Consider the following 12,897-nt stretch of genomic DNA (forward strand, 5'->3'; position numbering starts at 1 on the left):
CCCATGCCCGGTATCGAGATCACCAAGGTCACCGCGAACATCGGCGCCCAGGTCTCCGGCGTCGACATCGCGGAGCCCCTCGACGAGGAGAGCGTCACCGCGATCCGCGAGGCCCTCAACGTCCACAAGGCGCTGGTCTTCGACGACGTGAACCTCGACGACGAGGGCCAGCAGGCCTTCGCCCGCCACTTCGGCGACCTGACCACCGCCCACCCGACGGTCGGCGCCGTCGACGGCGCCCCGAACGTGCTGCCCGTGGACAGCGAGCGGGGCCGCGCCAACCACTGGCACACCGACGTCACCTTCGTCCTCAACCCCCCGCAGGCCAGCACCCTGCGCTCCCTCACGATCCCGCCGTACGGCGGCGAGACCCTGATCGCCAGCTCGGCCGCCGCCTACCGCGACCTGCCCGAGCCGCTGCGCCGCCTGGCCGACACGCTGTGGGCCGAGCACACCAACGATTACGACTACGCGGTGCCGGACGAGGAGATCGACGAGGAGAAGGCCGCCCAGCGCGCCCAGTTCACGTCGATCACGTACCGCACCGTCCACCCGGTGGTCCGCGTCCACCCGCTGACCGGCGAGCGCGGGCTGTTCATCGGCGGGTTCGCACAGCGGATCGTCGGCCTGTCGGTCGGCGAGTCCCGCAAGATCCTCGACCTGCTCCAGTCGTACGTCACCCGCCCGGAGAACATCCTGCGCTGGCGCTGGTCGCCGAACCAGCTGGTCCTGTTCGACAACCGCATCACCCAGCACTACGCCATCGACAACTACGACGGACAGCCGCGCCGCCTGCACCGGGTGACCGTCGCCGGGGACGTCCCGGTCGGCATCGAGGGCAAGGAGAGCTACTCGATCGAGGGGGACGCCTCGCACTACACGCCCGTGCGGACGCCGGTCGCCGCGTAACGGGCGCGCGCCCGCTGTTCGGCCGGGCCTCCCGGATCCGGGTCTCCGCCGACCACCGGATCTCCGCCCTGCTGCGGCGACCCTGAACCAGGGCCTCTCGCAGCAGGCCCTACGGCTCGCAGGGCACGTTGAGCGACAGCAGCGAAGTGGTGTCCCCGTCGATGCGTACCTCGCTCACCGCCGCGTTCCCCAGCCGCGGGAACACCCGCCGGTACTCGGCCAACGGGATGTTCAGCAGCGAGCACAGCACCAGCCGCAGCAGGGTGTTGTGGGCGACGACGAGGACCCGCTCCCCGGGGTGGGCGGCGGCGATGCGGCGCAGGGCGGCCGTGCCCCTGGCCGCGGCGGCGCGGGGGTCCTCGGCGCCGGGGAAGGGGTGGGCGACCGGGTCGGCGCGGAAGGCCTCCGCCGCGTGCGGGGCCTCGGCCGCGAACTCGGCCAGCGTACGGCCCTCCACCGCCCCGAAGTCGCATTCCCTCAGGCCGGGATCGCGCTGCGGGGTCAGCCCGAGGGCGCGGCAGGCGGGCTCGGCGGTGACGGCCGCCCGGGACAGGGGGGAGGTCCAGATCGCGTCGACCGGATGGGCGGCGGCCCACCGCCCGAGCGCCTCGGCCTGGGCCCGGCCGGTGCCGGTCAGGGCGATGTCGCTCACCCCGGCGTAGCGGTTCTCGACGTGCCAGACGGTCTGCCCGTGTCGGGCCAGGAGGAGGGTGGTGGTCATGACGCCGAAGTATCCCGGTGCAGGCGGGCCCGCGCGTGCGCCGCGACCGGCGCGGGCAGCCAGCCCCGTGACTGAAGCGCGTCGAGGAGGCGGGCGTACGGCTCGGTGAAGCGGGCGGTGCGGCCCGGGCGGGGTTCGACGACCGTGCGGACGTGCACCATGCGGTCGGCGGCGTCCGCGAGGGTGGGCGCCGCGCCCGTGCCGTGGGCGGCCAACGCGGCCATTCCCAGCGCGGGTTCGGTCTGCTCGGGTACCCGGGCGGGGCGGCCCAGGATGTCCGCGCGGAGCTGGTTCCAGTAGGCGCTGCGGGCGGCTCCGCCGGTGAAGGTGAGGGGGCCGTCGAGGGGGGCGCCGAGGTGGTGGAGGTAGTCCAGGCAGAGGCGCTCCACGAAGCCCACGCCCTGCAGGAGGGCCGCCCACAGGTCGGCGTCCGACACCGGGTCGCCGAGCAGGAGGGCGGTGGCGGCCGGGGCGCGGAACGGGAAGCGTTCACCCGGCGCGACCAGCGGATAGGTGACCGCGTTCGACGGCTCGAAGTCGGCGGCACGGGCGTCCAGTACTGCCGGGTCGGCGCCCGGGAAACGGGCGGTCAGCACTCCCGCGCCGGCGCTGGAGGCACCGCCGGGCAGCCAGCCCCCGTCCGGGGCACGGTGGTTGTAGACCACGCCGGCGGGGTCACGGACCGGCTCGGCGGCGGCGCCCTTGAGCACCAGCGTCGTCCCGAGCACCGAGTTCCAGGCCCCGGCGCGCAACGCCCCGGACGCGATCTGCGCCGCGCACCCGTCGGTCATGCCCGCGACGACCGGCGTACCCGCTGGGATGCCGGTGGCCTCGGCGGCGGCCGGGCAGACCTCACCGAGGCGGGTGCCGGGGCGTACGACGTCGGGGAGCGCGTCCGCCGGAACGCCGGGGATCTGCGGCCAGGCGTCGCGCCGCAGGTCGTACGCCGTCTTGAGGGCGTGGCTGGAATCGGTGGGCACCGGGTGGCCGACGAGCCGGGCGTTGATCACGTCGGGCTGGTGGGCGACCTTCCCGGCACCCCCGTTCCCGAGCAGCCACAGCACCTTCGGCAGCGCCCAGGTGTCCTGCACCGCGAGCCCGGCCTCCCGCAGGCGCGCCGCCTCGGCCCCGGCCCGCCCGTCGTCGTACATCAGCGCGGGCCCGGCCGTGTCCGTCAGCAGCACGGTCCCGGAGGTGCCGCACACCGCCAGCCCGTCGACCCGGCCCACCCCGCGCAGCGCCTGCCGGGCGGTGGCGCACACCGCCTCCCACCACTCCCCCGGATCCTGCTCGTGCCGCACCCCCTCCCGCCGCCCGCGCCGCAGCGGGGCCGAGCCGCTGCCGAGGACCCTGCCGTCGGCCGTCACGAGCAGCGCGCGCACGCCCTGTGTGCCCAGGTCGATCCCGAACCACGCCTCGCCCTCAGGCCGCTCCTCGGACCCCATCCGGACCTCCCACACATCGCGATCCGTCCTGTGAACTTCCCACTCTGCACTGAGATTTCCCCGTGCACGAGGGATTGACGGCCCTCCTGCGCCGTTACACCCTCTGTTATCGAGTCGACTCGACCTGTCAACACCGGCCCGGCCCGACCGCCCACCGCTCCCCTCGACGGAGGTCACGGATGGACAGGCACGTGCACGACCGCCGACGCTTCCTCGCCCTCACCGCCGCGGCCCCGCTGCTCACCGCCTGCGGCGCGGGCTTCGGCGGCAACGACGGCGACAAGGGCGGCGGCTCGGCCGCGGACGACGTCACCGGCTCCTTCGACTGGAAGCGGGAGAAGGGCAGGACGGTCAAGGCGCTGCTGAACAAGCACCCCTACACGGACGCGCTCATCGCCGATCTGAAGTCCTTCACCGCGAAGACCGGCATCGAGGTCGAGTACGACGTCTTCCCCGAGGACAACTACTTCGACAAGCTCACCGTGGACCTCTCCAGCGGGCGTGCCTCGTACGACGTCTTCATGCTCGGCGCCTACATGGTGTGGCAGTACGGGCCACCGGGGTGGCTGGAGGACCTCGGGCCCTGGATGCGCAACTCCTCGGCCACCGGCGAGGAATGGGACCGGGCCGACTTCTTCCCCAACCTCCTCCAGGCCGACCAGTGGTCCCTGAAGGCGGGCGCGCCGCTCGGGCAGGGCGGGCAGTACGCGCTGCCGTGGGGCTGGGAGACGAACGTCGTCGCCTACAACACCGAGGTGTTCCGCAAACTGGGTCTGAAGCCCGCCGAGACCTTCGACGAACTGCGCGAACTCGCCGGGGTGATCAAGAAGAAGGCGCCGGATGCCGGCTTCGACGGCATGTACGGGATCGCCGTACGCGGCTCGCGCAGCTGGGCCACCATCCACCCCGGCTTCATGACCATGTACGCCCGCAACGGTCTCCATGACTTCACGGTCGAGGGCGGGAAGCTCACCCCCGCCATGAACACCCCGGAGGCCGTCGCCTTCACCCGGGCCTGGGCGGGCATGGTCAGGCACGGCGGCCCGCCGTCGTGGACGTCGTACTCCTGGTACCAGTGCTCCAGCGACCTCGGCGCGAAGAAGGCGGGCATGCTCTTCGACGCGGACACGGCCGCCTACTTCCAGGCCGTGAAGGGCGCCTCCCCCGCCTCCGGGAAGATCGCGTTCCACCCCGGGCCGAAGGGACCGGACGGCTCCCTCGCCACCAACATGTGGATCTGGTCGCTCGGCATGAACGCCACGAGCAAGAAGAAGAGCGCCAGTTGGCTCTTCCTGCAGTGGGCCACGGGCAAGGAGCACCTGCGCAGGGCCGCCGTCACCGGCAACCACATCGACCCCGTACGGAAGTCGATCAGCCAGGACGGCGCCTACAAGGACAAGATGAAGCACCTGCCGGGCTTCATCGAGACCTTCGAGACGGTCGTCGACCAGACGAAGATCCAGTTCACCCCGCAGGCCCAGTTCTTCGACGCCACCACCAGCTGGGCGGCGGCCCTGCAGGAGATCTACGGCGGCAAGAACGCGGGGTCGGTGCTGAACGGGCTGGCGAGCGACCTCAAGTCCAAGGTGGGGTGAGGAACGGATGGGCTGGCGGCTCACTCTCCGGCCGTACTTCCTGATCGTCCCGGCACTGCTCCTGACCTGCGGGATCCTCTACCCCTTCGGACTCGGGCTGTACTACACGCTGTTCGACTTCTCGGCGAGCAAGCCGCAGCCGGACATGGTCCGCCTCCACAACTACGAGACCGTCTTCACACAGGACGCCTTCTGGAACTCCGCCTGGGTGACCGTGCTGTACGCGGTCGGCGCGGCGGCCGTCGAGACCGTGCTCGGGGTCGCGGTCGCCCTGCTGCTGCACCGGTCCTCGCTCCTCGGCCGGGTCCTGGAGAAGATCCTGATCCTGCCCCTGATGATCGCCCCGGTGATCGCGGCGATCATGTGGAAGCTGATGCTCCAGCCGTCGGTGGGGGTGGTCAACCACCTGCTGAAACCCTTCGGTCTCGGCGGGGTCCAGTGGACCGACACCCCGACGGGGGCGCTGCTGTCGTCCATCGCCGTGGACGTGTGGGTCTACACCCCGTTCGTGGCGATCCTCGCCCTGGCCGGGCTGCGGTCCCTGCCGGTGTCCCCCTTCGAGGCGGCGGCGGTCGACGGCGCCCGCTGGTGGTACACCTTCCGGCGGCTGACCCTGCCGATGCTGTGGCCGTACGCGCTGGTCGCGGTGATCTTCCGGTTCATGGACTCGCTGAAGGTGTTCGACATCATCTACGCCCTGACGGAGGGCGGGCCGGGCGATTCGACCGTCGTGCTGCAGATCCGGGCGTACCTCGAGGCGATCCGCTTCCAGCGCTACTCCTTCGGGATCAGCTACACGATCGTGCTGTGGGCCGTGGTGTACCTCGCGGCGATGGTGCTCGTACGGCACCTGGGCCGGATCCAGCGGCGTGCGGCGGAGGTGGCGGCCAAGTGATCTCCCGGAAGCGGCTGTCGGGGTGGCTGGCGGACGCCGCCCTCATCCTCTACTTCGTCTTCGCGCTCTTCCCGGTCGCCTGGATGGTGATCCTCTCCCTGAAGCCCGCCGACCAGCTGTTCAGCACCTACTTCTCCTTCACCCCGACCCTCGGCTCCTACCGGACCGTCCTCGGCGACAACGAGGGCATCCCCTTCGTACGGTTCTTCGTCAACAGCCTGGTGGTGTCGGTGGGCGCGGTCGCGCTGTCGCTCGTCGTCGGCCTTCCGGCGGCGTACGCCTCGGCGCGCTGGCGGTTCAAGGGTTCGGAGAACCTGATGTTCACGCTGCTGTCGTTCCGGTTCGCGCCCGAACTGACGGTGATCATCCCGCTGTTCGTGCTGTACCAGAAGCTCGGGCTGTTCGACACGTACGTCGGCATGGTGTGGGTGCTGCAACTGGTCACCCTGCCGCTCATCGTGTGGATCATGCGGTCCTACTTCGCCGACCTGACCCCGGAGCTGGAGCAGGCGGCCCTGCTCGACGGCTACACCCGCAAGCAGGCGTTCTTCAAGGTCGCCCTGCCGCTGGTGAAGCCGGGCATCGCGGCCGTGTCGCTGCTGGCGTTCATCTTCGCCTGGAACAACTTCGTCTTCCCGCTCATCCTCACCTCCAACGAGGCCCAGACGGTGACCGTGGGCGCGCTGTCCTTCCTGGGCGGCGACCGGCCCAAGTACAACCTCACGGCCGCCGCCGCGCTGGTGTCGGTCGTACCGCCGCTGCTGCTGGCGCTGACGATCCAGCGGTATCTGGTGCGGGGGCTGTCGTTCGGCGCGGTGAAGTCGTGATCCGGCTGCGGGAGGTCCGTAAGACGTACGGAAGGACCACGGCCCTCGACGGTCTCGAACTGGACGTCGGGGAAGGCGAGTTCTTCTGCCTCCTCGGCCCCTCCGGCGCGGGCAAGACGACGACGCTGAAGACCGTGGCCGGTCTCGAAGAGCCCGACTCGGGCACGGTCGAGATCGAGGGCGAGGACATGCGCGCGGTGGAGCCGTACGACCGGGGCGTGGCCATGTGCTTCGAGAGTTACGCCCTCTACCCGCACCGCTCGGTGTACGACAACCTCGCCTCCCCGCTCCGCTCCCCCCGGCACCGGCTGCCCGCCGCCGAGGCCCGCGACCGGGTCGGCGCCATCGCCGAACTGCTCGGCATCAGCGCCCTGCTGGACCGGGCGGTGGGGCAGCTGTCCAACGGGCAGCGGCAGCGCGTCGCCCTCGGCCGGGTGCTGGTCCGCCCCGCGCGCGCCTTCCTCCTCGACGAACCCCTGTCCCACCTGGACGCCAAGCTGCGCCAGCAGATGCGGGCCGAGCTGAAGGCGATCGGGGCGGTGCGGCGTACGACCACGCTGTACGTCACCCACGACTCCGTGGAGGCGCTGGCCCTCGGCGACCGGATCGGGGTCATCCGGGACGGGCGGATCGTCCAGACGGGGACGCGGGAGGACATCTGGTACCGGCCGTGCGACACCGAGGTGGCGCGGGCCTTCGGGCGGCCCCGGATCAACCTGCTGCCGGGGACGGTGACCGCCGACGGCGGCTTCCGGTCGGCGGACGGGAGGGTCGTGCTGCCGCTCCCGGCGCGGGTCCCGGCCGGCACCGACGTCCTGGTCGGTCTGCGCCCCCGGGACGTCTCACTCCACGGCGACGGCCAAGAACTCACCGGCACCGTCTACGTCACCGAAGTGTTCGGCCGCTCCGTCGAGGTCACCGTCCGGCTCGGCGAGCAGCACGTGTCGCTCGTCGCGCCCCGGGCCGCCGCCACCGGACTGCGTCCCGACGATCCCGTCGGCCTGGCCGTCCGCCCTGAGAACCTGCTGCTGTTCGAGGCCGACCGGCCGGAGCGCCCGGGACGACGGATAGAGAAGCGATGAGCGGCAACAGCGCACAGCAGGGCCCCGCGGCCCGCCAGGCCGCCATGGCCGAACTCGTGCTGGCCGACGGCACGGCCACCGCGGCCGAGCTCGCCGAACGCTTCGGGGTGAGCCTGATGACCGTCCACCGGGACCTCGACGAACTCGAACGGCAGGGAATGGTGAGGAAGTTCAGGGGCGGCGTGACCGCCCAGCCGTCGGGGGTGTTCGAGTCGAACGTGCAGTACCGGCTGAAGACCATGCGGGCACAGAAGGCCGCGATCGCCAAGCACGCGCTGAGGTCGATAGAGCCCGGCATGGCGATCCTCCTCGACGACTCCACGTCCACCCTGGAGATGGCGCGCAGGCTCCGCCTCGGGGAGATCACCCCGCTCACGGTCGTCACCAACTTCCTGGAGGCCGTCAACCTCCTCGCCGATCAGCGCGGCATCCACCTGATGGCGCTCGGCGGCGACTACGACCCGCTGCACTCCTCCTTCCTCGGGGTGTCCTGCGTGGAGGCGGTGCAGCAGCTGCGGGTGGACGTGTGCTTCGCCTCGACGTCCGCCGTGCACGGCGGCTACGCCTACCACCAGGAGCAGCACATCGTCTCCGTGAAGCGGGCGATGCTCGACTCGGCCGCCCGCAACGTCCTGCTGGTCGACCACACAAAGCTGGGCCGGGTCGCCCTGCACCGGGTCGCCCCCCTCTCCCGCTTCGACCTGCTGCTGGTGGACGACGGGGCGGCCGAGGAGGCACTGCGCGACCTGGACGAGCACAAGGTGCCGTACGAGGTGTGCGCCACGAAGGCGCCGAAGGAGGGCGATGACCGCGCTGGAGCTACATGAGCTGCGCAAGACGTACCGGTCGCGGGGCCGCCCTGCGGTGGACGCGGTACGCGGGCTCGACCTGAAGCTGGAGTCCGGGGAGCTGCTCGGGCTGCTCGGACCCTCCGGCTGCGGCAAGTCCACCACCCTGCGGATGATCGCCGGCCTGGAGACGGTGACCGGCGGGGACATCCTGGTCGGCGGGGCGTCGGTGGTCCGGCGTCCCGCGCAGGACCGGAACATCGGGGTGGCGTTCGAGAACTACGCGCTGTACCCGCCGCTGACGGTGGCGGAAAACCTGGCGTTCGGGCTGAAGGCCCGCGGCGGAAGAGCCAGGAGGGACATCGCCCGCAAGGTCGCCGAGATCGCCGAGCGGGTCGATCTCACCGGCATCCTCGGCGCCCGCCCGGCCGGCCTGTCCAGCGGCCAGAAGCAGCGCGTGTCCCTGGCCCGCGCCCTGGTCCGCGAACCGGACGTCCTCCTCCTCGACGAGCCGCTCTCCCACCTGGACGCGGCCCAGCGCGACACCACCCGCCGTGAACTCAAGCGCATCCAGCGGGACCTGGGGCACACCACGATCCTGGTCACGCACGACCAGGAGGAGGCCCTCTCCCTCGCCGACCGGATCGCGGTGATGAAGGACGGCGTGGTCCAGCAGCTCGGCACCCCGTTCGAGGTGTACGACAGCCCCGCCAGCACCTTCGTCGCGGACTTCGTCGGCGAGCCCGCGATCAACCTGCTGCCCGGCATCGCCACCGACGACGGCCAGCACGCCCGCCTCTCCGCCACCGTGCGGATCGCGCTGCCGGTGCCGGTGGCCGCGGGCCGCTCGGTGGTGGTCGGCATCCGCCCCGAGGACCTGGAGCTGACCGGGGCGGAGGGCCTCCCCGCCCGCGTGGTGGCCCACGAGCCGCTCCTGGAGTCGGGCATCGCCACCCTGGCCCTCGACGGGGTGGAACGCCACCTCGTCGTCCTCACCGACCCCGAGGTGCGCCTAGCGCACGACGACCTCGTCCGGGTGACGCCCGGACTCACCCATGTCTTCGACGCCGAGACGGGAGACTCCCTGCCATGACCTCCGCCAGCAGCGTGCGTGCCGTGGCCGCCGGCGACCACTTCGTCCTGCCGTCGCTGATCGCGGAGGCGATCGCCGACGAAATCAAGGGCCCCTGCGACGTACGGGAGTTGACCCTCGGCTGGCCCCTCGAACCCTTCGGCCCGGTCGCCGAGGTGAGCGAGGCCAGCGACGCCGAGGAGGAGCTGATCGACGCGCTCGCGGACGCGGAGGTGCTGGTGACCCAGATGGGCCCGGTGACCGCACGCGTCCTCGACGCCTGCCCGGGCTTGCGGCTGGTCGTGGTCTGCCGGGGCGGCCCGGTGAACGTCAACCTGGACGCGGCCCGGCGGCACGACGTCCGGGTGTGCTTCGCGCCCGGCCGCAACGCCGCCGCCACCGCCGAGTTCACCGTCGGACTGCTCCTCGCGGCCCTGCGCCGCATCCCGCAGGCCCACGAACTCCTCGTCCGGCGAGGGAGTTGGGAGGGCGCCGCGTACTACACGTACGAGCACAGCGGCCTGGAGCTGGAGGACCTGCCGGTCGGCCTCGTCGGATACGGGGCGGTGGGCAGCCGGGTCGCGCGGGTGCTGTGCGCCTTCGGGGCACGGGTGATGGTGTACGACCCGTACGTGCGCGGGGAGGTGCACGGGCTGCGCCTGGCCTCCCTGGACGAGCTGCTGCGCCGCTCCCGGGTGATCAGCCTGCACGCCCGGCTCACCGACGAGACCCGCGGCCTGATCGGCGCCCGGGAACTGGCGCTGCTGCCGCCCGGCGCGGTGGTGGTGAACGCGGCGCGCGGCCCGCTGCTGGACGAGGACGCCCTGTGCGACGCGCTGGAGAGCGGGCGGCTGTCGGCGGCGGCCCTCGACACCTACGCGGTCGAGCCGCTGCCGCCGGACGCACGGCTGACGAAGCTGGCCGGGCGCGTCGTACTGACCCCGCACCTGGGCGGGGCCAGCCGGACGGTGGCGGAGAAGGCCGCGCGGATCGCGGCGGCGGAGGTGGGGCGCTGGGTGCGCGGGGAGCCGCTGGCTCACTGTCTGACCTGAACGGCGGGCTTTCGACTTCGGGAGGTGACATGTACGTCGGGATCGATGTGGGCACGTCCATGGTGAAGGCCGCCGCGTTCGACGACACGGGCCGCCAACTGGCCGTCGAGGCACGCCCGGTCGGCCTCGACCTGCACGGCGGGCACGTCGAGCAGGACATGGCGGAGGTGTACGCGGCGGTCGTCGCCGTACTCGGCGCGCTGACCGCGCGGGTGCCGGAGCCGGTGGAGCTGGCCGGGCTGACCGGGCAGGGCGACGGGGTGTGGCTGGTCGACGCCGAGGGCCGGCCGGTGCGGCCGGCGGCCTCCTGGATGGACGGCCGGGCACACGAGCTGCTCGACCAGTGGCTGGCGGACGGCACCTTCGAGACGGTGTTCCGGCGCACGGGCAGCGCCATGTTCCCGGGGTGCCCGGGCCCGCTGCTGGCCTGGTTCGACCAGTACGAGCCGAAGTCCCTGGACGCGGCGACGGCCGCCGTCTACTGCAAGGACATGGTCTTCCAGCGCCTGACCGGCGCGGCCCGGACGGTGACGGACGTGTCCGACGCGTCGATGCCGTTTCTCGACCCGCGCACCCGGTCGTACGACAACCGGGTCGTCGAGCTCCTGGGCCTGACCCACCGCAGGCGCCTGCTCGCCCCGGTCAGCGATCCGGTGGCGACCGGCGAGGCGCGGGAGGGTTTACCGCCCGGCACACCGCTCGCGAACGGCCCGTACGACCTCCCCGCCTGCGCGCTCGGCGCCGGAGTCACGCGGCCCGGCGACGGCCTGCTGATCGTCGGCACCTGCCTGGCCGGCCTGGTCGCCACCACCGACCTGGACCTGACCGGCGAACCGGCCGGCCTGTACATCTCCACCGACCGCCCCGGCCACTGGCTGCGCGCGATGCCCGCGATGGTGGGCACGGCGGCCCTGGACTGGGTACTGACGACGACGGGCGTCCGCCACGACGAGGTCGACTCCCTGCTGGCGGCCACCCCGCCCGGCGCCCACGGCGTCCGCGTCCTGCCCTACTTCGCGCCCTCCGGCGAGCGCGCCCCCTTCGTCGAACCCCGGCTGCGCGCCGAACTCACCGGCATCTGTCTGGAATCGACCCCCGCCGACCTGATCCGCGCGACCTGCGAGGGCATCGGCTACGCCGCCCGGCACTGCCTGGCGGCGGCGGGTCTGACGGGGACACTCGCGGTGTGCGGCGGCGGCACGCGCAGCCCCGCCTGGATGCGGCTGCTGGCGGACGTCCTGGGCCGCCCCCTGCGCGTGGTCGAGGGGGAGGTCGGCGCCCGGGGCGCGGTGCTGGCGGCCGCCGAGCGGTACGGCAACCCGCTGGACGCGGCTTCCTGGACCCGGCCGACGGCGATCGTGGAGCCGGACGCGGACCGGGCGGCGTCCTACGCCAAGGGGTACGAGGAACACCTTCAGCGGCTGGCGGAGGCGAGGGGGCGGGCCCGACACTGAGGCGCACGGTGTCCGGGGAGAGAGTGGAGCGCATGGAGTCCAAGTGGTGCCCGAGCTGCCGTGGCCCGTTGCGGCCGTTCCGTCCGCTCACCTCCGAGGAGAAGGAACACGTGCGCAAGGAGAAGCCGAGGCACGCCCCCGAGGCCTACGTCCGCTGCACCCGGGAGGGGTGCCGCCGCTACCAGCGCAGCTGGAACTGGACCGACGGCGGCTGGTTCCCCCCTCCCGAGGACGCGTGAGGCGCAAGAGCCCCGAGGCTCAGAGGTTGCTGAAGTCCGGGCCCTTGGTCCGGGTCCGCTTGATCTCGTAGAAGCCCGGAACCGAGGCGACCGCCAGGGTGCCGTCCCAGAGGCGGGCCGCCTCCTCGCCCTTGGGGGCGGGGGTGACGACGGGGCCGAAGAAGGCGATCTGCTCGCCGTCGGGCCCCGGCACCGCGATCACCGGCGTGCCGACGTCCTGGCCGACCTTCTCGATGCCCTCCTTGTGGGAGGCGCGCAGCTCGGCGTCGAACTCGAAGTCCTCCTGCTCCGCGTACTCGATCAGGTCGGCGGGCAGCCCGGCGTCCTCCAGGGCGCTTGCGACGGCCTCCAGGGTCGGGCCCTCGCCGTTGTTGTGGAAGCGGGTGCCGAGCGCGGTGTAGAGGGGACCGAGGACGTCGGCGCCGTGCTTCTGCCAGGCCGCGGTCACCACGCGCACCGGCTGCCACGCCTTGGTGGCGAGCATCTCGCGGTACTCCTCGGGCAGCTCGTCCAGCCTGTTCTCGTTCAGCACGGCCAGGCTCATGACGTGCCAGCGGACCTCGATGTCCCGGACCTTCTCCACTTCCAGCACCCACCGGGAGGTCATCCAGGCCCAGGGGCACAGCGGGTCGAACCAGAAGTCGACGGGGGTCTTGCCGGAGGCGGTCGTGGTCTCGGACATGGCTCTCCTCGGAAAACGGGTCGTTTCCTGCGGCAACACCGGGATCGCCGACCCCATTCCCACTGACCGGTGTCAGGGGCGCGTGGCAGGATCGGTCCTGTTCAGCCGTACACCCGACGATGAGGGAGTTGCCGCC

Annotated in this window: 13 protein-coding genes; 10 read left to right on the forward strand and 3 right to left on the reverse strand. The window is 72.1% G+C overall.

The window, feature by feature from the left end:
- Window positions 1-3 precede the first annotated feature (3 nt).
- Entirely contained in the window at window positions 4-909 is a 906-nt protein-coding gene (locus tag ACIBBH_RS25690; RefSeq protein ID WP_399408364.1) for a TauD/TfdA dioxygenase family protein, read from the forward strand.
- A gap of 109 nt (window positions 910-1,018) precedes the next feature.
- Here ACIBBH_RS25690 and ACIBBH_RS25695 read toward each other — a convergent pair whose 3' ends face one another.
- Window positions 1,019-1,630 (reverse strand): histidine phosphatase family protein, encoded by a 612-nt coding sequence (locus ACIBBH_RS25695; protein WP_399408366.1) that lies wholly within the window; start codon window positions 1,628-1,630, stop codon window positions 1,019-1,021.
- Window positions 1,627-3,075 carry an FGGY-family carbohydrate kinase gene (locus ACIBBH_RS25700; protein ID WP_399408368.1) on the reverse strand — a complete coding sequence of 483 codons (1,449 nt, stop codon included), beginning with the start codon at window positions 3,073-3,075 and terminating at the stop codon, window positions 1,627-1,629. Before ACIBBH_RS25700 ends, ACIBBH_RS25695 begins: the two co-directional genes overlap by 4 nt.
- 179 nt (window positions 3,076-3,254) lie before the next feature.
- Between ACIBBH_RS25700 and ACIBBH_RS25705 the strand changes: the two genes are divergently transcribed.
- From ACIBBH_RS25705 to ACIBBH_RS25745, 9 genes are read left to right on the forward strand one after another with little or no spacing between them, the layout of a single operon-like run.
- Window positions 3,255-4,670, forward strand: a complete 1,416-nt coding sequence (locus ACIBBH_RS25705) for an ABC transporter substrate-binding protein (RefSeq protein ID WP_399408370.1) — start codon at window positions 3,255-3,257, stop codon at window positions 4,668-4,670.
- Between the two features lie 7 nt (window positions 4,671-4,677).
- Window positions 4,678-5,565 (forward strand): carbohydrate ABC transporter permease, encoded by an 888-nt coding sequence (locus ACIBBH_RS25710; RefSeq protein WP_399408373.1) that lies wholly within the window; start codon window positions 4,678-4,680, stop codon window positions 5,563-5,565.
- Window positions 5,562-6,392, forward strand: a complete 831-nt coding sequence (locus ACIBBH_RS25715; RefSeq protein ID WP_399408375.1) for a carbohydrate ABC transporter permease — start codon at window positions 5,562-5,564, stop codon at window positions 6,390-6,392. Before ACIBBH_RS25710 ends, ACIBBH_RS25715 begins: the two co-directional genes overlap by 4 nt.
- Window positions 6,389-7,474 carry an ABC transporter ATP-binding protein gene (locus ACIBBH_RS25720; protein WP_399408377.1) on the forward strand — a complete coding sequence of 362 codons (1,086 nt, stop codon included), beginning with the start codon at window positions 6,389-6,391 and terminating at the stop codon, window positions 7,472-7,474. The genes ACIBBH_RS25715 and ACIBBH_RS25720 overlap by 4 nt, the downstream gene beginning before the upstream one ends.
- Window positions 7,471-8,301 carry a DeoR/GlpR family DNA-binding transcription regulator gene (locus tag ACIBBH_RS25725; protein ID WP_399408379.1) on the forward strand — a complete coding sequence of 277 codons (831 nt, stop codon included), beginning with the start codon at window positions 7,471-7,473 and terminating at the stop codon, window positions 8,299-8,301. The genes ACIBBH_RS25720 and ACIBBH_RS25725 overlap by 4 nt, the downstream gene beginning before the upstream one ends.
- Window positions 8,279-9,355, forward strand: a complete 1,077-nt coding sequence (locus ACIBBH_RS25730; RefSeq protein WP_399408381.1) for an ABC transporter ATP-binding protein — start codon at window positions 8,279-8,281, stop codon at window positions 9,353-9,355. The genes ACIBBH_RS25725 and ACIBBH_RS25730 overlap by 23 nt, the downstream gene beginning before the upstream one ends.
- On the forward strand, window positions 9,352-10,386 hold the full coding sequence (locus ACIBBH_RS25735) for a 2-hydroxyacid dehydrogenase (protein WP_399408383.1): 1,035 nt from the start codon (window positions 9,352-9,354) through the stop codon (window positions 10,384-10,386). The genes ACIBBH_RS25730 and ACIBBH_RS25735 overlap by 4 nt, the downstream gene beginning before the upstream one ends.
- 29 nt (window positions 10,387-10,415) lie before the next feature.
- Window positions 10,416-11,840: an FGGY family carbohydrate kinase gene (locus ACIBBH_RS25740; RefSeq protein ID WP_399408385.1), complete on the forward strand. Its 1,425-nt coding sequence runs from the start codon at window positions 10,416-10,418 to the stop codon at window positions 11,838-11,840.
- A 32-nt stretch (window positions 11,841-11,872) separates the two neighbouring features.
- Window positions 11,873-12,079 (forward strand): hypothetical protein, encoded by a 207-nt coding sequence (locus ACIBBH_RS25745; RefSeq protein ID WP_399408387.1) that lies wholly within the window; start codon window positions 11,873-11,875, stop codon window positions 12,077-12,079.
- A 19-nt stretch (window positions 12,080-12,098) separates the two neighbouring features.
- On the opposite strand, the gene ACIBBH_RS25750 is transcribed toward ACIBBH_RS25745, so the two are convergent.
- Window positions 12,099-12,761 (reverse strand): DsbA family protein, encoded by a 663-nt coding sequence (locus ACIBBH_RS25750; RefSeq protein WP_399408389.1) that lies wholly within the window; start codon window positions 12,759-12,761, stop codon window positions 12,099-12,101.
- Window positions 12,762-12,897 lie beyond the last annotated feature (136 nt).

The organism is Streptomyces sp. NPDC051636 (assembly GCF_044453765.1).
In the GTDB taxonomy this organism is placed as follows: Bacteria; Actinomycetota; Actinomycetes; order Streptomycetales; family Streptomycetaceae; genus Streptomyces.

What these genes read in the sequence shown, in the direction of transcription:
- ACIBBH_RS25695 (WP_399408366.1), bottom strand. Translation starts at nt 1,630, where the DNA reads ATGACCACCACCCTCCTCCTGGCCCGACACGGGCAGACCGTCTGGCAC.
- ACIBBH_RS25690 (WP_399408364.1), top strand. Translation starts at nt 4, where the DNA reads ATGCCCGGTATCGAGATCACCAAGGTCACCGCGAACATCGGCGCCCAG.
- ACIBBH_RS25730 (WP_399408381.1), top strand. Translation starts at nt 8,279, where the DNA reads ATGACCGCGCTGGAGCTACATGAGCTGCGCAAGACGTACCGGTCGCGG.
- ACIBBH_RS25745 (WP_399408387.1), top strand. Translation starts at nt 11,873, where the DNA reads ATGGAGTCCAAGTGGTGCCCGAGCTGCCGTGGCCCGTTGCGGCCGTTC.
- ACIBBH_RS25700 (WP_399408368.1), bottom strand. Translation starts at nt 3,075, where the DNA reads ATGGGGTCCGAGGAGCGGCCTGAGGGCGAGGCGTGGTTCGGGATCGAC.
- ACIBBH_RS25710 (WP_399408373.1), top strand. Translation starts at nt 4,678, where the DNA reads ATGGGCTGGCGGCTCACTCTCCGGCCGTACTTCCTGATCGTCCCGGCA.
- ACIBBH_RS25705 (WP_399408370.1), top strand. Translation starts at nt 3,255, where the DNA reads ATGGACAGGCACGTGCACGACCGCCGACGCTTCCTCGCCCTCACCGCC.
- ACIBBH_RS25735 (WP_399408383.1), top strand. Translation starts at nt 9,352, where the DNA reads ATGACCTCCGCCAGCAGCGTGCGTGCCGTGGCCGCCGGCGACCACTTC.
- ACIBBH_RS25750 (WP_399408389.1), bottom strand. Translation starts at nt 12,761, where the DNA reads ATGTCCGAGACCACGACCGCCTCCGGCAAGACCCCCGTCGACTTCTGG.
- ACIBBH_RS25740 (WP_399408385.1), top strand. Translation starts at nt 10,416, where the DNA reads ATGTACGTCGGGATCGATGTGGGCACGTCCATGGTGAAGGCCGCCGCG.
- ACIBBH_RS25725 (WP_399408379.1), top strand. Translation starts at nt 7,471, where the DNA reads ATGAGCGGCAACAGCGCACAGCAGGGCCCCGCGGCCCGCCAGGCCGCC.